This is a genomic window from Stenotrophomonas sp. GD03794, from assembly GCF_029842145.1.
Lineage (GTDB): Bacteria > Pseudomonadota > Gammaproteobacteria > Xanthomonadales > Xanthomonadaceae > Stenotrophomonas > Stenotrophomonas riyadhensis.
Genome location: NZ_JAOCFV010000033.1, coordinates 24620 through 48501, shown reverse-complemented (window position 1 = coordinate 48501; position 23882 = coordinate 24620). Strand labels below are relative to the sequence as shown.

Here is a 23882-nt window from a genome sequence, read left to right as displayed (position 1 = left end):
CAGGATCCGTTCGCCTTCACGGCTCGGCCACGCCGTCCTCTGCGACGCTGCCGGCATCCCCCACAGGAGCCGCGCATGCGCCGGATGCTCTTGCCTGCCTGCCTGCTGCTCGCGGCAGCCCCCCTGTCCGCCGCAGCCGCTGAAGCCTGCGATGTGCCGCCCCGCTTCGGCCTGAGTCCCTTGGCGGTGGCCATCCGCAATACTGCCTGCAACGAGCACCGGTTGTGGTTCCGCCCCTTCATCGATCGCGATGGCCGCGCCGCCAGTCTCAGCGTCACCGAAGCCGAAAGCGATCACTTGGCCGACAACGGGCTGATCGCCTGGCAGCGCGTGGCCGGCTACTGGCGCAACAGCGGCACGCTCAACGCGATGGGCAGCATCGCCGGCGCCAGCAGTTGCCTGGCACCGCTGGGCACGCGCTATACCGACAGCGACTGCCGCGCCTTCCTGATCGACAACCCGTGGTCGGCCGCGTTCATTTCCTGGGTGATGGTGCAGTCCGGCGTTCCCGGCTTCAACACGTCGCCACGCCACATTGACTACATCCGTGCCGCGTACCAGGGCGGCCCCTCGGGCGTGCCATACCGGCTGGTCGACCCCGCCACGGCCAAACCCGCGCCCGGCGACCTGCTGTGCTTCCTGCGCGACCGCAGCACCACGCTCAGCTACAGCGGGCTGGTGCAGGCACTGGGCAATGGCTCGGTGGGCCACTGGAAATCACATTGCGAAGTGGTGGTAGCGGCCAATCTTGGCGGCGACCAGACCCTGTACCTGGTCGGCGGCAATGTGATGAACACCGTGGCGATGCGGCTGCTGCCGCTGGACCGCACCGGGCTGATCAAGCTGCCACCCGCGCGCGAACGCAACAGCACCGGCATCGACCCCAGCTGCACGCCGGGCCGCGAGGACGAATGCAGCTTCAACCGCCAGGACTGGGCGGCGCTCCTGCAGTTGACCGCAACGGCCCCCTTGGTGATGCCCTCGCCCACTGCGACGCCGATGCAGCCCGCCCCGGCACCGCAACCGGTCATCGTGCCCGCGCAGCCGGTATCCAGCGAACCGCAGCCGCGGCGGTGAATCCAGCGCTTGATCCAGCGCACGTTCGCCGCCATCTTTGCCGAATCGACACCTGACGGCTGACGCCATGCCCACCCTGCTGCTGTTGCTGATTGCCGGCGGAATCATCTACTTCTTCTGGAACGCCGCACGTTCGGCCGCCGAGCGCGCGGTCGAGCTGGGCCGCAATGCCTGCCGCGCCGCCGATGTGCAGTGGCTGGACCAGGCCGTGCACGCCACTGGCCTGCGGCTGTCGCGTGGCGAGGATGGACGGCTCGGTTTCGAGCGCACGTTCAAGTTCGAGTATTCCTACGATGGCATCGATCGCCACGTGGGCCGCATGGTGCTGCGCGGCGACCAGCTGATCTCGTTCACCGGCCCCGGCGCGGCACGGATCAGCCAGATCCGGCCGGATGTGGAGGATGCCGAGGATGTGTAGGGTTCAAGGGTGTGCCAACCAACGGTCGGCACCTGCCGCCAAACGGGCAAGGAAAAACGCCGCCCATCGGGGCGGCGTCGGAAGGATTACTTGACCACGCGCAGGTTCGGGCGGCCCTTCGGCGGCGGACTGGCCGGCGGCGTATCGTCCGGCGGCGTGCCTTCGTCATGCAGCAGCTCATCGCTGGTCGGCGCGGTTTCGCTGCCCGGAATGTCGTCCGGCAACGCCATGCCCTGCCCTGTCTCGCGGGCATAGACGGCCAGCACGGCGCTGATCGGCACCTGCACCGGGTAGCTGGTACCGGAGAAGCGCGCCGAGAAGCTCACCATCTCGTTGTCGATCATCAACCGTACGACAGCACGTTCGGCGATGTTGAGCACAACCCGGCCATCCTTGACCGCCGAAGGCGGGACCTGCACGCCGGGGACGCCGGCGTCGACCAGGATGTGCGGGGTCAGCTGGTTGTCGTTGATCCATTCCACCAGCGCCCGCAGCAGGTACGGGCGGTGGCTGGTCATGTGGAAGAAGTCTTCGGTCATGCGTGAAGTGTACGCGCCCGGCGCCCCGCCGGGGCGGATCGCCTGCACGCCGGTCGGCGTGCAGACGGGTAATGCGGGGCCGGATCAGACCGGCAGATCGCGCAGTTTCTTTTCCTGGTCGGTCAGGCTGCGGACGAAACCGGGATGGCGGAAGATGCGGTTGCCGTAGTCCTCGATCGCCTTGCCGTCCTTCGGCAGCGGCACGTCCAGCGACTGCAGGCGCCAGATGATCGGCGCCATCGCGCAGTCGGCCAGGCTCATTTCCGGGTTGAGGAAGAACTTGCTGGCCTTGAACAGCGGCAGCGAGGCGGTCAGCAGCTCCTTCAGGCGCTTGCGGCCGGCCTCGGCCTGGGTCTTGTTGCCCAGCTGGATGGCCTGCACCTGCGGTACCCAGTCGTGCTCGATGCGCAGCATGGCCAGGCGGATGCGCGCACGCGACAGCGGATCGACCGGCATCAGTGGCGGATGCGGATAGCGCTCGTCCAGGTATTCGCTGACCACCGACGCCGCGTACAGCACCAGCTCGCGCTCGACCAGGGTCGGCACCGAGTTGTACGGATTGAGATCGATCAGGTCTTCAGGCGGGCTCTGCGGATCGACCGGAACGAAGTCGAACGTGACCCCTTTCGCCGCCAGCACCAGACGTACACGGTGGCACAGCACATCGTCGTTCGAGGAAAACAGCGTCAGTGTATTGCGCATGCGTACGCTCGCCGCCATCAAAGGCTCTCCCACGACAGGAGACCGCCTGCCGCATCGGCGCCGCCGGCACCGTGCCAGCGGTCGACTCCTCCCCGAGTGTGCAACCGACCATCACAAAAGCCAATAGGCCCATGCGATGGTCGGCGGCAGAATCAGTGAACGTCCTTCCAGTATTCCTTCTTCAGCAGGTACAGCAGGAAGGTCAGCAGAGCCAGGAACAGGATCACCCACACGCCCAACTGCTGGCGCTTGAGCGCGGCCGGTTCACCGGCGTATTCGAGGAAGTTGGTGATGTCCCGCACGGCCTGGTCGTACTGGCCGGCATCCACCGAACCGGGCATTTCGATGCGCAGGCCGGTCACCGGCGGGTCCATGCCGGGGGCCTCGGGCTTGCCATGCACGGCATGCTGCAGGCCCTGCATTTCCCACAGCGGGTTGGGCATGGAGGCGTTCGCGAACAACGCGTTGTTCCAGCCCAGCGGCCGGCTGGTATCCAGGTAGAACGACTTGAGATAGGTGTAGACCCAGTCACTGCCACGCACGCGCGAAATCAGGCTGAGGTCCGGCGGCATCTTGCCGAACCACTTCTCGGCGTTCTCCTTGGGCATCGCCACCGGGATCGGGTCGCCGATCGCCGAGCCGGTGAAGTTGAGGTTGTTCATCACCTCTTCTTCGGTCAGCCCCAGGTCCTGCGCCATCCGCGAATAGCGCAGGTACTTCAGCGCATGGCAGCCGGAGCAGTAGTTCATGTACAGCTGTGCGCCGCGCTGCAGCGAGGCGCGGTCACCGAGGTCGTTGCCGGCCTGCAGCAGCTTGGCGCCGCCCTCGGCGGCGGAGGCCAGGAAACTGCCCAGCATCAAGGTGGCCGCCAGGGCCAGTCGGACCATCCAGCGCTCAGTCATGCGTGGTCACCCTCTCCGGTACCGGCTTGGTCTTGTCCAACCTTGTCCATAGCGGCATGGTGATGAAGAACGCGAAGTACAGGAAGGTCAGCACCCGCCCGATGTAGGTCTCGTGCACGTCGGTACCCGGGCCGGAGCCGATCACGCCCAGCCAGACGAAGCACACCGCCAGTACACCCAGCATCACCTTCGAGATCCAGCCGCGGTAACGCACCGACTTCACCCGCGCCTTGTCCAGCCATGGCACCAGGAACAGGATCGCGATGGCCGAGAACATCACCAGCACGCCGCCCAGCTTGTTCGGTACCACGCGCAACATCGCGTAGTACGGCGTGTAGTACCAGACCGGCTTGATGTGCTCCGGGGTCACCAGGCGGTTGGCCTCGGTGAAGTTGTCGTGCTCCAGGAACAGGCCGCCGAAACCGGGCGCGAAGAAGATGATGAAGGCGGCGATGATCAGCAGGAAGCCGGCGCCGACGCCATCCTTGAGCGTGTAGTACGGGTGGAACGGAATGCCGTCGGCCGGCGCGTTCGGCGACCAGCGGTTGCCCTTCGGCCCCTTCTTGATCTCCACGCCGTCCGGGTTGTTAGACCCCACTTCGTGCAGCGCGCCCAGGTGCAGCACCACCAGCAGCAACAGCACCAGCGGCAAAGCGATGACATGCAGCGCGAAGAAGCGGTTGAGCGTGGCGTCACTGGGCAGGTAGTCGCCCATGATCCACTCGGTCAGGCCGTTGCCGATCACCGGTATCGCGCCGAACAGCGAGATGATGACCTTGGCGCCCCAGAACGACATCTGGCCCCATGGCAGCACGTAGCCCATGAAGGCTTCGGCCATCAGCACCAGGTAGATCAGCATGCCGAGGATCCACACCAGCTCGCGCGGCTTCTGGTAACTGCCGTACAGCAGGCCGCGGAACATGTGCAGGTAGACCACGATGAAGAACAGCGAGGCGCCCGTCGAATGCATGTAGCGGATCAGCCAGCCCCACTCCACATCACGCATGATGTATTCGATGGAGCCGAACGCCTCGGCGGCGTTGGTCTTGTAGTGCATCGTCAGGAAGATGCCGGTGACGATCTGGTTGACCAGCACCAGCAGCGCCAGCGAACCGAAGTAGTACCAGATGTTGAAGTTCTTCGGCGCGTAATACTCGGTGACGTGCTTGCGGTAGACCGGCATCAGGCCCGGCGCGCGGGCATTGACCCAGTCGGCGACGCCGCTGGCGGTACGGCTGAGGATATTGGCCATCAGGCAGCCCCCTGCGGATCAACACCGATGATGATGGTGTTGTCGTCCTGGTAGTGGTGCGCGGGCACCTTCAGGTTGATCGGCGCCGGCACGTCCTTGAAGACGCGGCCGGACATGTCGAAACGCGACTTGTGGCACGGGCAGAAGTAACCGCCCTTCCACTGCGGATCGTAGGGCTCGGGCCGGATCTCGGCGACCATTTCCGGCGAGCAGCCCAGGTGCGTGCACAGCCCGACCAGCACGGAGATCTCCGGCTTGATCGAGCGCAGCTCGGGGTTCTGCTTCAGCACGTACTCCGGCTGCTGGTCCTTCTCGCCGGACTCGGGGTCCTTGAGACGGCCGTCCAGCCCGTGCAGCGCATCGAGGATCGCCTTGGACCGTTTGACGATCCAGATCGGCTGGCCACGCCATTCCACGATCAGGCGTTGGCCTTCCTGCAGGGCGCTGATGTCGGCCACCACCGGTGCGCCGGCAAGCTTGGCGCGGGCACTGGGATTCCAGGATTTGATGAAAGGAACTGCGGTGAATCCGACGCCGACGGCGCCCACCACGGCTGTGGTGGCAGAAAGAAAACGCCGACGTCCGGTGTTGACTGGATCGTGTACCCCATCGTTGGCCATCCGGCACTCCGATATTGATTAGGTAGCTTTAAGGCTGCCAGCGGATCCGGTGGGGGCCAGAGCCGCATTGAATCACGGTCGAGTGTAGCTGAACCGTCGCGCGCCACACAACGCATTGCAACAACATTGATTGCGGGGTTGCCGGCCAGCGGCCGGTCGGTACCGGCCATTGCCCAGCGGCCGGCACTACTGGTGCGTCAATGCGGTGCGGTAACGCTCCGCCAGCTGCCCGACCCGGCGCACGTAGTACTGCGTCTCGCTGTAGGGCGGCACGCCGCCGTGGCGATCGACCGCACCTTCGCCGGCGTTGTAGCCCGCCGCCGCCAGGGTCAGGTCGCCATTGAAGCGTTTCAGCAGCCATGCAAGATACTGCACGCCGCCACGGATGTTCTGCCCGGCGTCGTAGGAGTCACTGACCCCGAAGCGGGCAGCGGTTGGCGGCATCAGCTGCATCAGGCCCTGCGCACCCGCGCGGCTGAGCGCGGTCGGGTTGTAGGCCGACTCGGCGTGGATGATCGCGCGCACCACGGCCTCTTCCACGCCGAACTCGCGCGCGGCCGAGCTGATCTCGCCCTGGAAAGCCGTGGTGTTCAGGCGCACCGTGCCGAAGTCCACGCGCGGATTGACGCCGCAGGCGTAGCAACGCTCCATGAAACTGTAGCGGATGGTCCGTACCGGACCGAGGTTGGCCACCTGGGTCGGGCGCGCACTGGTGTAGTGGCGCACGCCGTCCTTCATGAAGGAATAGACCTGGCCGCTGACCATGCGACCGGCGCGCGACGCGACCGGCTGCGCGGGTGCGGATGCGGGTACGGACGCAGGTGCGACCGTTGCCGGCGCTGCGGCACCGGCGGCAACGGCCACCGGATTGCGTTCGATGCTGGCCACCGTGGTCGGCGCCGGCCTGGGCGCGGCCACTACCGGGCGCGGCGCCGGACGGGTGTCACGGCTGTAGCTGATGGTGCTGCAGCGCGCACCGGCCACCCGCTTGCTCACATAACTGGTGACGCCGTCAGGGCCCTGGCACTTGTACAGGGTTCCGGCGCTGGCCGGCGCAGCGGCCAGCGCAGCGATGATGATCGCCGTTGTCCCCAGTATCCCCTTCATGGCGGCGAGTGTCCCAGCTTCGCCGGAACTTGCCAAGCGATGCGGCTCAGGCTGTGACCGGCGGCACAGCCAGCAGCTGGCCCAACCCTGCCAGGCGTTGGGCCAGTTCGTCACGCAGGCCGGGCGGCGTGGTCCACAGCGCCACCGGCAGCCGGTCCAGGCTCAGGATCTGCGCCAGCATCATGCCGCGGCTTTCGGCCCCCATCCGCAGCAGGCAATGGTCCGCGCCATCGGCTTCCAGCACGCCGCACCAGGGCGGGATGCGTCCTTCCAGCTCCGCGTAGCTGCCGGCCAGGCGGAGGATCGCCTGCAGCGCGAACGGGGCCTGGCTGACCGCCTGCCGCACCATCACGTCCGGTGGCGCCGGGGTGCGCCGGTGCATGCCCGGCTCGGCACATTCCCGCACCGTTCCCATCCGGTCCACGCGCAGGGTACGCCAGTCCTGGCGTCCCAGATCCCAGGCCAGCAGGTACCAGCGCCGGCCGTAGTTGACCAGGTGCTGGGCCTCGACCTCGCGCTGGGTGACCGCGTCCTGCGCGCTGCGGTACTCGAAAGCCAAGCGCGAAGCCTGCCGGCAATGCTGGGCCAGCCGTCCGAGCAGGCGCGCATCGGTGGCCGGCAGCTCGGACAGGGTGGCGGTAGCGGCGTGCACCTCGCCGGCCTGCTGGCGGCGACGGGTCGGCACCAGCGGGTCGAGCTTGGACAGCAGGCCTCGCGCGGTGTCGTCGATGCCAGCGACGGTGGCCGAGGCGGCGCGCAGGGCGATGGCCAGGGTGGTCGCCTCCTCCTCGTCAAGCAGCATCGGCAGCACCGGTGCGCCGGCGCCGAGCTGGTAGCCACCGCCGACCCCGGCCGAGGCCTGCACGGGGTAACCCAGCTCACGCAGCCGCTCGATGTCACGGCGGATGCTGCGCCGGTCCACGCCCATGCGGTCGGCCAGTTCGGCCCCCGACCACTGCCGACGGGCCTGCAGCAGGGCAATCAGACGCAGTAGTCGGTGGGCGGTATGGCGCATGAAGGATCGAGGACAGAAGTCGTCCGCAATAGTGCCCCAGGATGGGCGTCAGTTCACCACCCACCGCAAGGAGCAATGCCATGACCTCACGCCAGATCACCCTGTACCACGCCGCCCGTTCGCGCTCGAGCGGCGCCGTGGCCCTGCTCGAAGCGCTGGGTGCCGATTACCACATGCAGGTGCTGGACCTGAAGGCCGGCGCCAACCTGGCCCCGGCCTACCTGGCCATCAACCCGATGGGCAAGGTGCCGGCCATCGTCCACAACGGCGCGCTGGTGACCGAGCAGGTGGCGATCTACCTGTACCTGGCCGACCTGTATCCCGAAGCCGGGCTGGCCCCGCCGATCGGCGATGCCCTGCGCGGCCCCTACCTGCGCTGGATGGCCTTCTACGGCGCCTGTTTCGAGCCGGCGATGATCGACAAGGCGATGCATCGCGAGCCGCCGCCGCGCCTGATGTCGCCCTACAACGACGCGGAGACCGTGCTGCAGGTGGTCGAGGCCCAGCTGGCGCAGGGGCCGTACCTGCTCGGCAAGACGATGAGCGCCGCCGACGTGCTGTGGGGCAATGCGCTGTTCTGGACCAGTGATTTCGGCCTGCTGCAGCTGGCCCCGGCCACCAAGGACTACGTCGCCCGGATCTGCGCGATGACCGCGTTCGAGCGTTCACGGCAGATCGATGCGGAGCTGGTAGCGGCGTAAGCAGCGCCCCCTTGTAGAGCCGAGCCCACGCTCGGCTTGGGTTTCAGCAGAGCCAGGCCATGCCTGGCTGCCACGCAGGTGATGGAGGAGCAGCCGAGCGTGGGCCCGGCTCTACGCAGGCGCGGCGGGTGGCGCGGGATGCGGGTAGAATTGCCCGCTTTCCCGCCACCCGAATGGATTAAGCGCCATGACCGGGACGCCAGACGTCTTTCCGCCCGCCACGCCGGGCGGTACCCCGCTCGTTGCCCTGCCCGCTGGTCCGCGCAAGCCAGACCAGGTCAAGGGCAAGCTGTACATCAAGACCCACGGTTGCCAGATGAACGAGTACGACTCGGCCAAGATGGCCGACGTGCTTGCCGCCAGCGATGGCCTGGAACTGACCGACAGCCCGGACGACGCCGACGTCATCCTGGTCAATACCTGCTCCATCCGCGAGAAGGCGCAGGAGAAGGTGTTCAGCCAGCTGGGCGTGTGGAAGGGACTGAAGAACAAGGGCCGCGAGGTCATCATCGGCGTGGGCGGCTGCGTCGCTTCGCAGGAAGGCGAGGCAATCATCAAGCGCGCGCCGTTCGTCGACCTGGTGTTCGGCCCGCAGACCCTGCACCGCCTGCCGGAATTGATCCGTGCACGGCGCGAGCAGAAGCGCCCGCAGGTGGACATCAGCTTCCCCGAGATCGAGAAGTTCGACCGCCTGCCGGAACCGCGCGCCGAAGGTGCTTCGGCCTTCGTCTCGATCATGGAAGGTTGTTCCAAGTACTGCTCGTTCTGCGTGGTGCCCTACACCCGCGGTACCGAAGTCAGCCGCCCGTTCGAGGACGTGGTGGTGGAGGTGGCGCAGCTGGCTGCACAGGGCGTGCGTGAGATCAACCTGCTCGGCCAGAACGTCAACGCCTACCGTGGGCCCTATGGGGACGGCGAGTTCGCCGACCTCGGCCTGCTGATCCGCACCATCGCCGAGATCGATGGCGTCGGCCGCATCCGCTTCACCACCTCGCATCCGCTGGAGTTCAGCGATTCGCTGATCGACGCGTTCCGCGACGTGCCGCAGCTGGCCAACTTCCTGCACCTGCCGGTGCAGGCCGGCAGCGACCGCGTACTGTCGGCGATGAAGCGCGGCTACACCGCACTGGAATTCAAGTCGAAGATCCGCAAGCTGCGCGCGGTGCGCCCGGACATCTCGATCAGCTCGGACTTCATCGTCGGCTTCCCCGGCGAGACCGATGCCGATTTCGAGAAGACCATGAAGCTGATCGAGGACATCGGCTTCGACCACAGCTTCTCCTTCATCTATTCGCGTCGCCCGGGTACACCGGCTGCGGATCTGGAGGACACGATCAGCGATGCCGAGAAGCACGCGCGCCTGTCGCGCCTGCAGGAACGCATCAATGCGCATGCCGCCGGCATCTCCGAGAAGATGGTCGGTACCGTGCAGACGGTGCTGGTGGAAGGTCCTTCGCGGAAGAACCCGAACGAACTGACCGGCAAGACCGAAAACATGCGTTCGGTGAACTTCCCGGCACCGGCGCGGTTGATCGGCCAGTTCGTGGACGTGGTGATCACCGAAGCGCTGACCAATTCGCTGCGCGCGCGGGTGGTAGCGGAGTAAATCCCGGGGTCGGAGCCCCTGCGGGGATCCGACCCCGGCCTGTTGGCCTCAATCCAGGCGCTTGCGGAAACGCAGGATGGCCAGGGTCATCATCACCACGATGAAGGCCAGCAGCGCCAGCGCATCCGGCCACAGCTCCCACAGCGAGGCGCCACGCAGCATGATGCCGCGCACCAGTCGCAGGAAGTGGGTCAGCGGCAACACCTCGGCCAGCCACTGCACCGGCCGCGGCATGCCGGCGAACGGGAACATGAAGCCCGACAGCAGGATCGACGGCAGGAACAGGAACAACGTCATCTGCATCGCCTGGAACTGCGAGCGCGCGCGCGTTGAGATCAGCAGGCCCAGCGCCAGGTTGGCCAGCACCAGCAGCACCGCGGCCAGATAGATGTCCAGCAGGCTGCCGCGGATCGGCACCTGGAACAGCCAGGTGCCCAGCACCAATACCAGCGTGGTCTGCAGCAGACCGATAGCCGCATAGGGCAGCACCTTGCCGACCATCAGTTCGCTGCGCGACACCGGTGTGGCGATCAGCAGTTCCATGTTGCCGCGCTCGCGTTCGCGCACCACCGCTACGGCCGTGAACATCACCAGGGTCATGGTCAGGATCACCCCGATCAGGCCCGGCACGATGTTCACCGCCGAACGCCGCTGCGGGTTGTAGAAGCTGGTCACGCTGATCGGACCACCAGCGATGCTGCCTTCGCGCAGGGGCCGCGTGTTGCTGGTCGGGCGCGTATCCAGCGGCACCTGCGCCAGCTGGATCGCCGCGCTCTGCACCACGGTGTCGCTGCCATCGACCAGCACCTGCACCGCCTCGCGTCCATCGAAGCGACGACGCTCGAAGTCGGCCGGCACGACGATGCCGACACTGATTTCGCCACGGCGCAGCGCCTGCATCAGTTCATCGGGCGTATACGCCTCGCTGTGCGGCGTGATCACGCCGGTGGCGACCATGTCCTGCACCAGCGCGCGTGACGCCGCACTGTTGGCCTGGTCGGCGACACCGGCGTTGAGATGGCGCAGGTTGAGATTGATCGCGTAGCCGAACAGCAGCAGCTGCATCACCGGAATGCCGACGATCATCGCCAGCGTGATGCGGTCGCGGCGCAGCTGGCGCAATTCCTTGAGCATGATCGCCCACAGCCGGCGCAGGTTCATGCCGCTGGCTCCCGGCCACGGCCGCGGGTAGCGGCGACGAAGACGTCTTCCAGGTTCGGCGCCACCGCCTCGATGCGGGCCTGCGGATCGGCGCTGGCCAGCGCGCGCCGCAATGCGACGGCGTCCGCGACATCCTCGCTGCACAATACTCGCAGCTGGGTGCCGATCTGCGCCACGCTCAGCACGCCGGGCAGCTCAGACAGTGCACGGCTGGCCTGGCGAGGCTGCACCGACGTGACCTGCAACGTGCGGCCGTCCAGCCGTGCACAGAGTTCGGCCGGCGTGCCATCGGCCACCAGTGCACCACGATCAAGGATCGCCAGGCGATGGCAGCGCTCGGCCTCGTCCATGTAGTGGGTCGATACCAGCACCGTGGTGCCGGCATCAGCCAGTTCGAACAGGGCCTCCCAGAAATCGCGGCGCGATTCGGGGTCGACCGCACTGGTCGGCTCGTCTAGGAACAGCAGTTCAGGCGAATGCACCACGGCACCGGCCAGGGCCAGGCGTTGCTTCTGCCCACCACTGAGCGTGCCGGCCAGTTGTGGCTGGCGGTCCTGCAGCCGGTATTGCTGCAGCAGTTCGTCGACCCTCTGCCGGGCCTGTGCGCGCGGCAGGTCCTGGATGGCGGCGAGGAACTCCAGGTTCTCGCGCACCGACAGATCTTCATACAACGAGAAGCGCTGGGTCATGTAGCCGATGCGTCGGCGCAGCGCTTCGGCCTGCTCGGGAACCGCCAACCCCAGCACCTCGATCTGCCCTGCGCTGGGTTCCAGCAGGCCGCACAGCATGCGGATGGTGGTCGACTTGCCAGACCCGTTCGGGCCCAGAAAACCGTATACCTGTCCGCGCGGTACGGTCAGGTCGACGTTGTCCACGGCCAGCAGCTCGCCGAAGCGGCGGGTCAGGCCCTGCGCATGCACCGCGATGTCCGCGCCGGTGTTCAGAAGCGCACCTGTACCGGAAGACCCGCTGGCAGTTTCTTCATGTCGCTGTTCCCGTCCACTTCAATCTCGGCCAGATAACTCAGCCGTTCGACGTCATCGCCGGTCAGTGCGTAGTACGGCGTGAACGATGGTTCGCTACGGATCGCGCGTACATGCCCCTTCAGCACGGTGTTGCCGCCTTCCAGCTGTATCTGCGCGGCCTGCCCGACCTTGACCTGCAGACGCAGCGGTTGCGGCAGGTAGACACGCGCATAGGGGCGCTCGCCGACCAGCATCACTGCCAGCGGCGCACCGATCGGTGCCTGGTCGCCCTGCCGGTAGGGCAATGCATCGACCACCCCATCGCGCGGTGCGCGCAACTGCAGCTTCTGCAGGTTCACGCCCTGTACCACCTGCTGTGCCCGTGCGGCATCGGCGGCCGCCTGGCCCTGGGCGATATCCTGCGCGCGGCTGCCGTGCACCAGTTCCAGCCAGGCCTGCTCGGCGGCACGTACGCTGGCCTCGGCATTGCCGGCGGCGGCGCGTGCGCGGTCCAGCTCGGCGGCGGCGATCAGGCGTTGGCGCGCCAGGGGCTGCACGCGTCGGTAGTAGGCACTTGCTTCGGCAGCCTGTGCGCGCAACGCGGCCAGTTGCGCCTGGGCCTGGGCGATCTGCTCCTGGCGTGGGCCGATCTTCAGCTCTTCCAGCTGCGCCTGCGCACGGGCCGTGTCAGCCTCTGCTGCGGCGAACTGCGCGTCTCCCCGCGCCGGGTCCAGCTGCATCAGCACGGCACCGGCCTTGACCTGCTGGCCCTCCCGCACCTCCACCGCTGCAATCACTTCGGCTGCCGGCGCCGGCACGGTGATCCGGTCCCATTCCAGCGTGCCCAGCGCAGTCGGCGTTGACTGCCCACACCCCGCCAGCAGGCCGATGCCCGCCAGTCCGATTCCACGCATCCCGTTGCCGATGCCCATGCCATCCCCTCCTGCGACGGCGACACGGTGCCATGTGCCCCGTGCACCCTCAATGATTCCGATCAGCCCTGGCGTTTTTTTCACCGCGCGTGGGCAAGCCTTTGGCTGCAAGGCTCAGCACCACCTATCCACAGGTTGATTCGGCATCATTCCACAACTGCTGTGGAAATCCGGCAGGACGTGGCTTTGTTGCTCGCCCGGCAACGAAACCTGCACTGCCATCACGATGAACGCCCCCGTGCAGACCCCCGTGGCAGTGCCGCCGTAGCGACGGGCGACCATGACGCTTTTTTCACCAGGACCTCATGGGCCTTGTGGCACAAGCAGTGCGAAGGTCTATCCACAGGTTTCCGCGTGCCCCGTCCACACGGGGTGTGGAAAACGCTGTATCGACCGTCTGCTGGCCGTGTGCCCCGCACGCGCGCTACCCTTGTCCTCCCTGAATACACTGCGGTGGAAGGCATCCGCCCCACCCCAAGCAATGAAAAGCATCGATCATCGAGACTTCACCCTGTCGCCGGAAGACAACGAGCGACTGGCCAACCTGTGCGGCCCCTTCGACGGGCACCTGCGCCAGATCGAGCTGAAGCTCGGCGTGGAGATCGCCAACCGTGGCTTCGTGTTCCGCATCAGCGGGCCCAACGAAGCCATCGTCGAGGCGCAGAAGCTGGTTGAAGCGCTGTACGCCGAAGCCGGCGAAACGACCTTCGACAACCACGCCATCCACCTGCGCCTGGCGCAGGCCAATGTCGAACAGATCGCCGAGCGCTCCTACGAAGCGCAGGACGTGGCAATCAAGGTCAAGCGCGGCACGGTGCGCGGTCGCGGCGCCAACCAGGGTCGCTACCTGCACCAGATCGCCACCCACGACATCAACTTCGGTATCGGCCCGGCCGGCACCGGCAAGACTTTCCTGGCCGTGGCCAGCGCGGTCGAAGCCCTGAATGAATCACGGGTGCAGCGCCTGATCCTGGTGCGCCCGGCGGTGGAGGCCGGCGAGAAGCTCGGCTTCCTGCCCGGTGACCTGAGCCAGAAGGTCGACCCCTACCTGCGACCGTTGTACGACGCCCTGTACGAAATGATGGGCGTGGAGAAGGTGGTCAAGCTGCTGGAGAAGAACGTCATCGAGATCGCGCCGCTGGCCTACATGCGCGGCCGCACGCTCAACGATGCCTTCGTGATCCTGGACGAAGCACAGAACACCACCATCGAACAGATGAAGATGTTCCTGACCCGCCTGGGCTACGGTTCCACTGCGGTGGTCACCGGTGACCTGACCCAGACCGACCTGCCCAAGCACGTGAAGTCCGGCCTGCGCGACGCCATCGACGTGCTGCGCGAGGTCGAGGGCGTCAGCTTCACCTTCTTCGAATCCCGTGACGTGGTCCGCCACCCGCTGGTCGCGCGCATCGTGAGCGCGTACGACCGCCGCGACCTGCATCAGATCCAACCTGGAGCAACTCCATGACCCGTGGTCCCGTGCGATTGGACGTCGCCGTCAGCTATGCCCTGCCGCGCGCCGGCCTGCCGGCGGCAGTGAGCTTCCGCAAGTGGGTGGCCGCCGCGTTGAAGGGCCGCATCCGCGAGGCCGATCTGGCCATCCGCGTGGTCGATAGCAAGGAAGGGCAGTCGCTGAACCGCCACTACCGCGGCAAGGACTACGCCACCAACGTGCTCAGCTTCCCGGCCGAAGTGCCGGAAGGCCTGCCCAAGGGCGTGAAGTTCCCGCTGCTGGGCGACCTGGTGATCTGTGCACCGGTCGTGGCGCGGGAGGCCGACGAACAGGGCAAGGCGCTCAACGCTCACTACGCGCACCTGACCGTGCACGGCGTGCTGCACCTGCTCGGCTGGGACCACGAGGACGACAAGGAAGCGGAGGCCATGGAACAGCTCGAGCGCGAGATCCTGGCCGAGCTCGGCATCGCCGACCCGTACGCCGGAGAGCGCTGACGCTGTTCCGGAGGCTATGCTCGCCCAACGGATTTCGGGAGAACAGGGATGATGTTCGGGAACGGTGGGGTGTCGTTGCTGATCGGCGGCCTCGGGCTTGCAGCGGTGTTGATCCTCGGCGCGCGCCTGGTGCGCCGCGTCAGCGCAGGCGACCCCAGCGGGCAGCACTGGCTGCTGCGCACGCTGGCGCTGCTGTCACCGGCGTGCGTCATTGCCAGCCTGGCGGTCAGCATGATCGGACCGCACCTGCTGCAGCATCGGCACGGCACCAGCACCACGATGGGCCTGGTGACGAGCGCACTGGTGCTGATGTTCATCGGCGCGTTCACCGCGCCGGTGGCCTGGCGGGTGGCGGTCCAGCAGCGCCTGCGGCGCTCGGCAGCCACGTTGCCGTTCTTCCATGCGTCAACTGCCTCGCTCTGGCTGTTGTACGCCCTCTGCGCGATGTACATGCCGCTGGCAAAGGCCGCCGAGCCGGCACTGCTGCCCTGGCTCGAACACGAGGGCCTGCTGCAGTCGGTGGCGCTCGGGGTGATCACCGTGCTGCACACCGCGATGAAGGCAGTGCTTCTTACCCTGCCGGTGATGGCAGTGCGCGCCCTCCTGACCCGCAACCGCCGCGGCAGCAAAGCTGAGATCCCGCGCCCGTCGCCGTTATGATGTCCGGCCCGCCTGCGGAGTCCGCCCGTGTCGCTGCGCTGCTGCCTGCCCCTGCTGTGTGTCCTTGCCGCCCCGCAGGCCTTCGCCGCCCGTCTTGATCTGCCCGCGCTGATCGAATGCCGCCAGGGCGTGGCCGAGTACGCTGTGCTCGCCCCACTGCTGGCCGACCCGTTGAAGGCCGTGGCCCAGGGCCTGCAACCGTTGCCGCAGGGCAACCAGTTCATGAGCGAGTACCGCCTGGCCCAGCCGATCACCGTATTCGGCACGGTCAGCGAGCGGGTGGCGGTGGCCGGTGCCAGCATCATGGCAGTCCTCGACCAGGCCGATCCTCGGCCTCTGGCCAAACGGCTGGAACTGGAGACCGGCTACGACCAGGACGGCAAATTCATGGCCGGGCGCGAGCTGGTCAGCCGCGATGTGACCGACCCGAAGACCGGCGAGGCCCAGATCGAGTCGATCATCCTCAGCGTCTCCACCGTGGCCTCCCACCCCGGCAAGACCCTGGCCGGCTGCACCTACAGCCTGGACCTGCCCGAGGAAGAGGCGCCTCCGGCCCCTCCCGCCACGGCCAGCGGCAGTCACTGACAGGCCGTCACATCCTGCTAGACTTGGGCCAACGCCCGGCCTGCCGGGTGCCTTTTTTCCAGAGATGTCAGAAGACGACAGTAGTAGCTCCCCTGCGGAGCCCAGTGAAAAGAAGCGCGGCTGGCTTGAACGCCTGACCTCCGCCTTCTCCGGCGAACCCCACACCCGCGACGAGCTGGTCGCTGTCCTGCACACCGCGCAGGAAGAGGGTCTGATCGCCGCCGATACCCTGAAGATGATGGAAGGCGCCATTTCGGTGGCCGAGCTGACCGTGGGCGACGTGATGATCTCACGCTCGCAGATGGTCTCGCTGCCGGTCGAAGCGCCCTTCCTGGAACTGATGAAGCAGGTGGTCGAATCCGGCCATTCGCGCTTCCCGGTGCACGGCGAGAACAAGGACGACATCCTTGGCATCCTGCTGGCCAAGGACCTGCTGCGCGGCGTGGTCGCCGACAACGGCCCGGCCAACGTGCGCGAACTGCTGCGCCCGGCGGTGCTGATCCCGGAGGCGAAGAAGCTCAACGTGCTTCTCAAGGAATTCCGCCTGTCACGCAACCACATGGCCATCGTGGTCGACGAGTACGGCGGCGTCGCCGGCCTGGTCACCATCGAGGACGTGCTGGAACAGATCGTCGGCGAGATCGACGACGAGCATGACGAGGCCGAGGATCCGTCCGCGCAGATCGCCATCCAGTCCGACGGCCAGTACGTGGTCGACGCGCTGACCCCGATCGGCGACTTCAACGAACGCTTCGGTGCCACCTTCTCCGACGAGGACTACGACACCATCGGCGGCCTGGTCACCGAGGCCGTGGGCCACCTGCCGGAAGTCGGTGACGAGCTGGCGCTGGACCGCTTCATGTTCCGCGTGGCCCGCGCCGATGCGCGCCGGGTCCAGGCCTTCCACGTGACCGTGCTGCCGCCGGACGCGCAGGACGACGCTTGAAGCGCGGTGGCCCCCTCCTGGCACTGCGCCTGACGCTGTGGCTGGCACTGTGCGTGCTGGCCTCGGTCCTGCCGCTGGCTGCCTTCGCGCAGCCGGCGGCAGCCACACCCACGCCTGCTGCGCCTGCCGCCAGCGCCGAGGTCCCCGCCCCGCGCATCGGGGTGGTGACCATGCAGCCGGGCACGGTGTTCTTCGAGCGTTTCGGCCACGACGCCATCGTCGTGATCGATCCGGTCAGCGGCGAAGCGACCTCGTACAACTTCGGCTACTTCGATCCGTCCGAGGACGATTTCATCAGCCGCTTCGTGCGCGGCGACATGATGTATTACCTGGTGGCGCTGCCGCTGCAGCAGGACCTGTCGTACTACGACGAGACCGGCCGAGGCGCCAGCGTGCAGTGGCTGGACCTGCGCCCGGACCAGGCGCGTGCACTGGCCGCCGACCTGGCCGAGCGGGCCAAGCCGGAGAACGCGCGCTACCACTACGACTACTACACCGCCAACTGCGCCACGATGGTGCGCGACACGGTGGACAAGGCACTGGGCGGCGGCCTGCAGTCGCAGCTGTCGGGGCGCTCGCGCGGCAATACCTACCGCAGTGAATCGGTGCGACTGGCCTCGCCGGCACCGTGGATGTGGCTCGGCTTCGACGTCGGCCTCGGCCCGTTCGCCGACCAGCCACTGTCGCGCTGGCAGGAAGCCTTCGTGCCGATGCGCCTGGCCGACGCACTGCGCCAGGCACGCAACAGCGATGGTCGGCCGCTGGTGCAGTCCGAACAGGAGCTGCTGCCGCACCGCATCGATCCGGAGCCGAAGGAGTTCGCGCGCCGCTGGTGGCCGTGGCTGCTGTGTGGCCTGGTGATCGCCGCCGGCGTACTGGCGCTGCGCAGCCGCCCGCGCCTGCTGGCCGGGCTGGCGCTGCCGTTCTGGCTGCTGTGTACCATCGCCGGCAGCTTGCTCGTGTTCCTGTGGGGCTTCAGCACCCACTACGCCGCCTGGGCCAACCGCAACCTGCTGCTGCTTTCGCCGTTGGCCGTGCTGCTGCTGCCGGGTGCGATCAGCCTGCTGCGCCGGCGCGTGCCAGGCCGCATGTTCAGGATCGTGCTGTGGCTGCTGGCGGTACAGGCAGTGGCCGCGCTGGTGCTGCACTGGCTGAGCCTGCAGGCACAGTACAACGTGCAGTGGATCGTGCTGCTGCTGCCCGTCCACGTCGCGCTGGCGTGGGTGCTGGGGCGCGCTCCTCACTTGTCCGAAACACGGCACTGACGCACGATGGCGGGCATGTCACTGCCCGCCTCCGCTTCCGCCCCTGCTTCGGCCAACCCCGCCTGCGTCATCAACTGCGTCCACTACGATGACGAGGGCAAACGCCACGACATCAGCCTGGATGCCATCAGCGATGTCATTGCCAGTGGCAACGGCTTCGTCTGGGTCGGTCTGTACGACCCCAACGACGATGTGCTGCTGAAACTGCAGGAAGAATTCTGCCTGCACGACCTGGCCATCGAGGACGCGCGCAACGCGCACCAGCGTCCCAAGGTCGAGACCTACGGCAATTCGCTGTTCGTGGTGGTAACCACCGCACAGATGGTCGACGAACGCATCCAGTACGGCGAAACCCACGCCTTTCTCGGCCCGCGCTTCCTGGTGACGGTGCGCCACGGCGCGTCGCTGTCCTACGCGCCGGTACGTGCACGGGTGGAGCGCGAGCCGCAGTTGCTGAAGATGGGCCCGTCGTACTGCCTGTACGCGGTGACCGACTTCGTGGTCGACAACTACCTGCCCATCGTGCACCGCTTCCGCGACACCCTGGACCTGCTGGAAAAGGACATCTTCGCCGACAACTACAAGCGCAGCACGGTGGTGCGGCTGTACGAGCTCAAGCGCGAACTGAACAAGATGCGGATGGCGGTGGCGCCGCTGCAGGATGTGCTGGCGCAGCTGCGCCGCTACCAGGGCGAGCTGATTCCCGATGAAGTGAAGCTCTACGTGCGCGATGTGCACGACCATGCGGTACGCATCAGCGATGTGATCGACACCCTGCGCGAGATGCTGGGCACCGCACTGAGCGTGAACCTGTCGCTGGTGACGCTGGCGCAGGGCGAGACGGTCAAGCGCCTGGGTGCATGGGCCGCACTGCTGGCGGCGCCGACGCTGATCACCAGCTGGTACGGCATGAACTTCAGCCACATGCCCGAGCTGAGCGAACCGTGGTCGTACCCGATGATGATCATCGGTGTAGGCGGTGTATGCGTGGGGTTGTACCGGTTGTTCAAGCGCGCGAAGTGGTTGTAGCCCGCTTTGGGTAGTGCCGGCCGCTGGCCGGCAACCAGGCAATGCCGGCCAGCGGCCGGCACTACCGTTCGGAATCAAGCCACGTAGACGGTCTTGATGTTCATGAACTCATGGATGCCGTGGTCGGCCAGCTCCCGACCGAAGCCGGACTGCTTGCTGCCACCGAACGGCAGCCGCGCGTCGCTCTTGACGATGGCGTTGACGAACGCGGCGCCGCATTCCATGCGCTGTGCAAAGGCCTCGCCTCGCACCGGATCACGCGTCCACACGCTGCCACCCAGGCCGAAGCGGGTGTCGTTGGCCACGTGCAGTGCCTCGGCCTCGTCAGCGACACGGATCACCGCAGCCACCGGCCCGAACAGCTCCTCGTCGTAGGCCGGCATGCCCGGGCCGACCTGATCGAGCACGGTGGCCGGATAGCCGGCATGTGTACCCGCAATCGGCTCACCACCCAGCAGTACCCGCGCGCCCTTGGCCACGCTGGCCTGCACCTGCTTGTGCAGTTCGTCGCGCAGGTCCGCGCGCGCCATCGGCGCCAGCGTGGTGCCACGTTCATTGGGATCGCCGTACTGACGCTCACCCGCGGCTTCAACGAAGCGCCGGGTGAAGTCATCGGCCACCGCATCGACCACGATGAAGCGCTTGGCCGCGATGCAGGTCTGCCCGCTGTTGTCGAAGCGCGACTTCACCGCCGCCGCCACGGTCTTGTCGAGGTCGGCATCGTCGAGCACCACGAAGGCATCGCTGCCGCCCAGCTCCATCACCGATTTCTTCAGCTGGCCGCCGGCATTGGAAGCGATCGAGCGCCCTGCCCGCTCGCTGCCGGTCAGTGTCACCGCCTTCACCCGTGTGTCGCGCAGCACCTCGGCGGCCTGCTCGTTGTCGATGTGCAACACGTCGAACACGCCGTCGGGCAGGCCGCCATCACGGCACACCGCCAGGATCAGGTCGGCACATTGCGGCACGTTGCTGGCGTGCTTGAGCAGGGCCACGTTGCCGGCCATGAACGCCGGTGCGAGGAAACGGAACACCTGCCAGATCGGGAAATTCCACGGCATCACCGCGAACACACAGCCGATCGGCTCGTAGCGCACATAGCTGCGCTGTGCTTCGGTATCGATCAGCTGCGGCTTCAGGTAGTCGGCAGCATGGTCGGCGTAGTACTCGCAGGCGGCCGCGCACTTGTCGACCTCGGCCAGCGCTTCGGCCTTGAGCTTGCCCATCTCATGGGTCATCGCCTGCTGCAGATCGTCACGGCGCGTGCGTAGTTGCGCGGCGATCCGGCGCAGGATGGCACCGCGATCCTGTAACGAGTGATCAGCCCAGCCGGGGAAGGCATCGGCAGCAGCCTGCAGGCGCTGCTCGATGTCGGCAGCACCCATCAGTTCATGGCGGTAGGTCACCAGGCCGGTGGCCGGGTCGACGATCTTGACGGTCATGGGGGATCTCCATCTGGAAGATCCCCATTGTGCGCGGTTGCCCGTGAGCCGGATGTTGCCGGCACTGTAGACAGACCGTGTGCTCAGCCGTTTTCCTGCCGCGCCAGCTGCAGATCGCGCTGGCGCCGTTTCTCGGCGCGGGCATTGATGTACCAGCCGATCACTGCGGCGATCGACACCGCCGACACCAGCAGCGTGGCCAGTGCGTTGATCTTCGGGCTGATACCCATGCGTACCGAGGCGAACACCTTCATCGGCAGCGTGGTCGAGCCCGGCGTGGCCACGAAGCTGGCCACCACCACGTCATCCAGCGACAGGGTGAACGCCAGCAGCCAGCCCGCCACCAGCGCCGGTGCGATGATCGGCAGGGTGATGCGACCGAACACAGTCAACCGGCTTGCGCCCAGGTCCATCGCCGCCTCTTCCAGCGACAGGTCCATTTCCTGCAGCCGCGAGGACACCACCACGGTGACGAAGCACAGGGTGAAGGTGACGTGGGCGATCCAGATGGTGGTCAGGCCGCGCGCCGGGAAGCCGGGAATCGCGCCCATCGAGGCCAGCAGCGCCATCAACGAGAAGCCCAGGATCACATCCGGCATCACCAGCGGCGCGGTGACCAGCGCGCCGAACAGCGGCTTGCCGCGGAAGCGCTTGAAGCGGGTCATGACCATCGCCGCCAGCGTGCCCAGCACGGTGGCCGTGCAGGCAGTCCAGAACGCCACCACCAGGCTGGTCCACATCGCATCCATCAGCGCGCGGTCGGCGAACAGGTCGCTGTAGGCACGGGTGGAGAACCCGGCCCAGACCATCGCCAGCCGCGAGCTGTTGAACGAATAGAACATCAACAGCAGGATCGGCAGGTACAGGAAGGCGAAGCCGAGCAGCAGCACGCCCAGCCCGAGGCCCTTTGCGCTACGCGGGCTCATGCCTGCTTCCCTTCCAGCAGGCGCTGCTGGGAACGGTTGAACAGCAGGATCGGCACCAGCAGCAACAGGATCATCGCCACCGCCATCGCCGAGGCGCCTGGCCAGTTGCGGTTGTTGAAGAACTCGTTCCACAGCTGGCGGCCCACCATCAGCGTCTCCGAGCCACCCAGCATTTCCGGAATCACGAATTCACCAATGGCCGGAATCATCACCAGCATGCAACCGGCGATGATGCCGGCCTTGGACAGCGGCAGGGTGATGCGCAGGAACGCCTGCCACGGCTTGGCACCGAGGTCGTAGGCAGCTTCCAGCAGGCGGTGGTCATGCTTGACCAGGTTGGCGTACAGCGGCAGCACCATGAACGGCAGGTAGCAGTAGACGATGCCGATGTAGGCGGCGGTCGGGGTGTCGATCAGCTGCAGCTTGGGCAGGCCCATGCTGGTCATCAGCGATTGCAGGCCGGTGAACTGCAGGAACTGGTCGAGCAGGCCGTTGCGGTCCAGGATCGCCTTCCATGCATACACGCGGATCAGGAACGAGGTCCACGATGGCAGCACCACCAGCATCATCGCCACGTTGCGCGCGGCCGGCGACAGGCGGGCGATGGCATAGGCCATCGGGTAGCCGATCAGCAGGGTCAGGAAGGTCGAGATTGCCGCGATCTTGATCGAGCTCAGGAACGCCTGCGCATAGATCGAATCGCGGAACAGCGCCAGGTAGTTCTCCAGGTTCAGCTTCAGCGAGAAGCCGCCGTCGGCGTACTGCAGCAGCCAGGTGTACGGCGGCGAGCCGACCCGGCTGAGCGAGAAGCTGATCATCAGCACGATCAGGAACGGCACTGCGAAGAACAGCAGCAGCCACAGGTACGGAATGCCGATCACCGTGGCACGCAGCCCCGGCAGCCAGCGCTTCAGGCCGGCGACGCTCATGAGGTCAGCACCACGCCGTCGTTGTCGCGCCAGTGCACCCACACGCTGTCACCCCAGGTCAGGCCGTCGCTGGCCCAGCGCTGCGAGTTGGCGAAGTTGGCCAGCACCTTGGCGCCGCTGGGCAGGCGCACGTGGTAGACCGAGTGGCTGCCGAAGTAGGCGATGTCCTCGATCACGCCCTGTGCCTTGTTGGTGTGCCCTTCCGGCTCGTCCTTGCCGATCATCACCTTCTCCGGGCGCAGCGCGAACGCGACCGGCTGCCCTTCATAGCCGGTGATGCCATGGGCGATGTAGATCGGCGCCGGGAACAGCGGCGAGCGTACGGTCACGTACTCCGGCAGGTCCTCGTCGATCACCCCGTCGAACAGGTTGACCGAACCGATGAACTCGGCGACGAAGCGGTTGGCCGGCTGCTCGTAGACCTCATCCGGCTTGCCGACCTGCTGGATCCAGCCGGCATCCATCACCGCGATGCGGGTGGCCATGGTCATCGCTTCTTCCTGGTCGTGGGTGACCATCACGCAGGTCACGCCCGACGACTCGATGATGCTGACCAGTTCCAGCTGCATCTGCGAGCGCAGCTTCTTGTCCAGCGCGCCCATCGGCTCGTCCAGCAGCAGCAGCTTCGGCCCCTTGGCCAGCGACCGCGCCAGCGCCACGCGCTGCTGCTGGCCGCCGGACAGCTGGTGCGGCTTGCGCTTGCCGAGGTGGCCCATCTGCACCAGGTCCAGCATTTCGCCGACGCGCTTGTTGATCGCGTCCTTGCCCAGGCCATCCTGCTTCAGGCCGAAGGCAATGTTCTGCTCGACCGTCATGTGCGGGAACAGGGCATAGGACTGGAACATCATGTTGACCGGCCGCTGGTACGGCGGCAGCGCGTCCAGGCGCTGGCCATCGAGGGTGATGCTGCCCTTGGTGGGCGTCTCGAAGCCACCCAGGCAGCGCAGCAGGGTCGATTTGCCACTGCCGGAGCCACCGAGCAGGGCAAAGATCTCGCCCTTGCGCACGTCCAGATTGACGTCGTCAACGGCGACGAAACCGTCGAATTCCTTGCGCAGGTCACGAATGGAGAGATAGCCGGGCGCACCGGTCGTGTCGACGACAGTGGCTACCGGCTGGGCTTCAACGGGCATGGGGGCTCCGGGAGCGGGCGGTG

At 66.7% G+C, this 23882-nt stretch carries 25 protein-coding genes; 11 read left to right on the top strand and 14 right to left on the bottom strand.

What is annotated here, in order from left to right; translation table 11 throughout:
• The first annotated feature begins 75 nt into the window (after window positions 1-75).
• Together N5D91_RS16420 and N5D91_RS16415 are read left to right on the top strand one after the other, a co-directional pair.
• Window positions 76-1077, top strand: coding sequence for a DUF2272 domain-containing protein (locus tag N5D91_RS16420; RefSeq protein ID WP_110711775.1), 1002 nt, complete (start codon window positions 76-78; stop codon window positions 1075-1077).
• Between the two features lie 67 nt (window positions 1078-1144).
• On the top strand, window positions 1145-1495 hold the full coding sequence (locus N5D91_RS16415) for a DUF3301 domain-containing protein (protein ID WP_005415950.1): 351 nt from the start codon (window positions 1145-1147) through the stop codon (window positions 1493-1495).
• Window positions 1496-1581: 86 nt separating this feature from the next.
• On the opposite strand, the gene N5D91_RS16410 is transcribed toward N5D91_RS16415, so the two are convergent.
• The 7 genes from N5D91_RS16410 to N5D91_RS16380 all read right to left on the bottom strand — a co-directional run bounded on the left by N5D91_RS16410 (window position 1582) and on the right by N5D91_RS16380 (window position 7632).
• On the bottom strand, window positions 1582-2034 hold the full coding sequence (locus N5D91_RS16410; protein WP_049399914.1) for a ClpXP protease specificity-enhancing factor: 453 nt from the start codon (window positions 2032-2034) through the stop codon (window positions 1582-1584).
• A gap of 84 nt (window positions 2035-2118) precedes the next feature.
• Window positions 2119-2754: a glutathione S-transferase N-terminal domain-containing protein gene (locus N5D91_RS16405; protein ID WP_180854903.1), complete on the bottom strand. Its 636-nt coding sequence runs from the start codon at window positions 2752-2754 to the stop codon at window positions 2119-2121.
• Between the two features lie 134 nt (window positions 2755-2888).
• Window positions 2889-3638, bottom strand: coding sequence for a cytochrome c1 (locus N5D91_RS16400; protein ID WP_180854902.1), 750 nt, complete (start codon window positions 3636-3638; stop codon window positions 2889-2891).
• Complete coding sequence (locus N5D91_RS16395) at window positions 3631-4890, bottom strand: cytochrome bc complex cytochrome b subunit (protein ID WP_110711774.1); 1260 nt, start codon at window positions 4888-4890, stop codon at window positions 3631-3633. Before N5D91_RS16395 ends, N5D91_RS16400 begins: the two co-directional genes overlap by 8 nt.
• A complete protein-coding gene (gene petA / locus N5D91_RS16390; protein WP_049423262.1) occupies window positions 4890-5510 on the bottom strand; it encodes a ubiquinol-cytochrome c reductase iron-sulfur subunit in 621 nt (206 codons plus the stop codon). The genes N5D91_RS16395 and petA overlap by 1 nt, the downstream gene beginning before the upstream one ends.
• 186 nt (window positions 5511-5696) lie before the next feature.
• Window positions 5697-6617 (bottom strand): lytic transglycosylase domain-containing protein, encoded by a 921-nt coding sequence (locus tag N5D91_RS16385; RefSeq protein WP_180854901.1) that lies wholly within the window; start codon window positions 6615-6617, stop codon window positions 5697-5699.
• Window positions 6618-6663: 46 nt separating this feature from the next.
• Window positions 6664-7632 (bottom strand): WYL domain-containing protein, encoded by a 969-nt coding sequence (locus N5D91_RS16380; RefSeq protein ID WP_110711772.1) that lies wholly within the window; start codon window positions 7630-7632, stop codon window positions 6664-6666.
• Window positions 7633-7712: 80 nt separating this feature from the next.
• On the opposite strand from N5D91_RS16380, the gene N5D91_RS16375 reads away from it, so the two are divergent.
• A complete protein-coding gene (locus N5D91_RS16375; protein WP_180854900.1) occupies window positions 7713-8333 on the top strand; it encodes a glutathione S-transferase family protein in 621 nt (206 codons plus the stop codon).
• A 187-nt stretch (window positions 8334-8520) separates the two neighbouring features.
• Complete coding sequence (miaB, locus tag N5D91_RS16370) at window positions 8521-9939, top strand: tRNA (N6-isopentenyl adenosine(37)-C2)-methylthiotransferase MiaB (protein ID WP_049399909.1); 1419 nt, start codon at window positions 8521-8523, stop codon at window positions 9937-9939.
• A gap of 48 nt (window positions 9940-9987) precedes the next feature.
• On the opposite strand, the gene N5D91_RS16365 is transcribed toward miaB, so the two are convergent.
• The 3 genes from N5D91_RS16365 to N5D91_RS16355 are packed head-to-tail and all read right to left on the bottom strand — an operon-like array spanning window position 9988 to window position 12997.
• Entirely contained in the window at window positions 9988-11100 is a 1113-nt protein-coding gene (locus tag N5D91_RS16365; protein WP_180854899.1) for an ABC transporter permease, read from the bottom strand.
• Window positions 11097-12020: an ABC transporter ATP-binding protein gene (locus tag N5D91_RS16360; RefSeq protein WP_107432488.1), complete on the bottom strand. Its 924-nt coding sequence runs from the start codon at window positions 12018-12020 to the stop codon at window positions 11097-11099. The genes N5D91_RS16365 and N5D91_RS16360 overlap by 4 nt, the downstream gene beginning before the upstream one ends.
• A gap of 20 nt (window positions 12021-12040) precedes the next feature.
• Window positions 12041-12997: an HlyD family efflux transporter periplasmic adaptor subunit gene (locus tag N5D91_RS16355; protein WP_164160574.1), complete on the bottom strand. Its 957-nt coding sequence runs from the start codon at window positions 12995-12997 to the stop codon at window positions 12041-12043.
• A gap of 481 nt (window positions 12998-13478) precedes the next feature.
• Here N5D91_RS16355 and N5D91_RS16350 point away from each other — a divergent pair, with 481 nt between their 5' ends.
• The 7 genes from N5D91_RS16350 to N5D91_RS16320 all read left to right on the top strand — a co-directional run bounded on the left by N5D91_RS16350 (window position 13479) and on the right by N5D91_RS16320 (window position 19432).
• Window positions 13479-14465 carry a PhoH family protein gene (locus tag N5D91_RS16350; protein WP_005415936.1) on the top strand — a complete coding sequence of 329 codons (987 nt, stop codon included), beginning with the start codon at window positions 13479-13481 and terminating at the stop codon, window positions 14463-14465.
• Window positions 14462-14947: an rRNA maturation RNase YbeY gene (gene ybeY / locus N5D91_RS16345; RefSeq protein ID WP_049456543.1), complete on the top strand. Its 486-nt coding sequence runs from the start codon at window positions 14462-14464 to the stop codon at window positions 14945-14947. Before N5D91_RS16350 ends, ybeY begins: the two co-directional genes overlap by 4 nt.
• A gap of 48 nt (window positions 14948-14995) precedes the next feature.
• A complete protein-coding gene (locus N5D91_RS16340; RefSeq protein ID WP_110711765.1) occupies window positions 14996-15607 on the top strand; it encodes a hypothetical protein in 612 nt (203 codons plus the stop codon).
• Window positions 15608-15634: 27 nt separating this feature from the next.
• Window positions 15635-16192 (top strand): hypothetical protein, encoded by a 558-nt coding sequence (locus N5D91_RS16335; RefSeq protein ID WP_180854898.1) that lies wholly within the window; start codon window positions 15635-15637, stop codon window positions 16190-16192.
• A gap of 64 nt (window positions 16193-16256) precedes the next feature.
• Complete coding sequence (locus N5D91_RS16330; RefSeq protein WP_057495802.1) at window positions 16257-17138, top strand: transporter associated domain-containing protein; 882 nt, start codon at window positions 16257-16259, stop codon at window positions 17136-17138.
• Window positions 17135-18403, top strand: coding sequence for a DUF4105 domain-containing protein (locus tag N5D91_RS16325; RefSeq protein WP_110711763.1), 1269 nt, complete (start codon window positions 17135-17137; stop codon window positions 18401-18403). The genes N5D91_RS16330 and N5D91_RS16325 overlap by 4 nt, the downstream gene beginning before the upstream one ends.
• Before the next feature lie 6 nt (window positions 18404-18409).
• Complete coding sequence (locus N5D91_RS16320; protein WP_180854897.1) at window positions 18410-19432, top strand: magnesium and cobalt transport protein CorA; 1023 nt, start codon at window positions 18410-18412, stop codon at window positions 19430-19432.
• 74 nt (window positions 19433-19506) lie between these two features.
• On the opposite strand, the gene N5D91_RS16315 is transcribed toward N5D91_RS16320, so the two are convergent.
• From N5D91_RS16315 to potA, 4 genes are all read right to left on the bottom strand, one after another.
• Complete coding sequence (locus tag N5D91_RS16315) at window positions 19507-20871, bottom strand: NAD-dependent succinate-semialdehyde dehydrogenase (protein WP_180855190.1); 1365 nt, start codon at window positions 20869-20871, stop codon at window positions 19507-19509.
• A gap of 83 nt (window positions 20872-20954) precedes the next feature.
• The gene (locus tag N5D91_RS16310) at window positions 20955-21797 is read right to left on the bottom strand and encodes an ABC transporter permease subunit (RefSeq protein ID WP_032130237.1); all 843 of its coding nucleotides are present in this window, start codon (window positions 21795-21797) and stop codon (window positions 20955-20957) included.
• Window positions 21794-22726, bottom strand: coding sequence for an ABC transporter permease subunit (locus tag N5D91_RS16305; protein WP_032130238.1), 933 nt, complete (start codon window positions 22724-22726; stop codon window positions 21794-21796). Before N5D91_RS16305 ends, N5D91_RS16310 begins: the two co-directional genes overlap by 4 nt.
• Window positions 22723-23859 (bottom strand): polyamine ABC transporter ATP-binding protein, encoded by a 1137-nt coding sequence (gene potA, locus N5D91_RS16300; RefSeq protein ID WP_110711760.1) that lies wholly within the window; start codon window positions 23857-23859, stop codon window positions 22723-22725. Before potA ends, N5D91_RS16305 begins: the two co-directional genes overlap by 4 nt.
• Window positions 23860-23882: the final 23 nt, after the last annotated feature.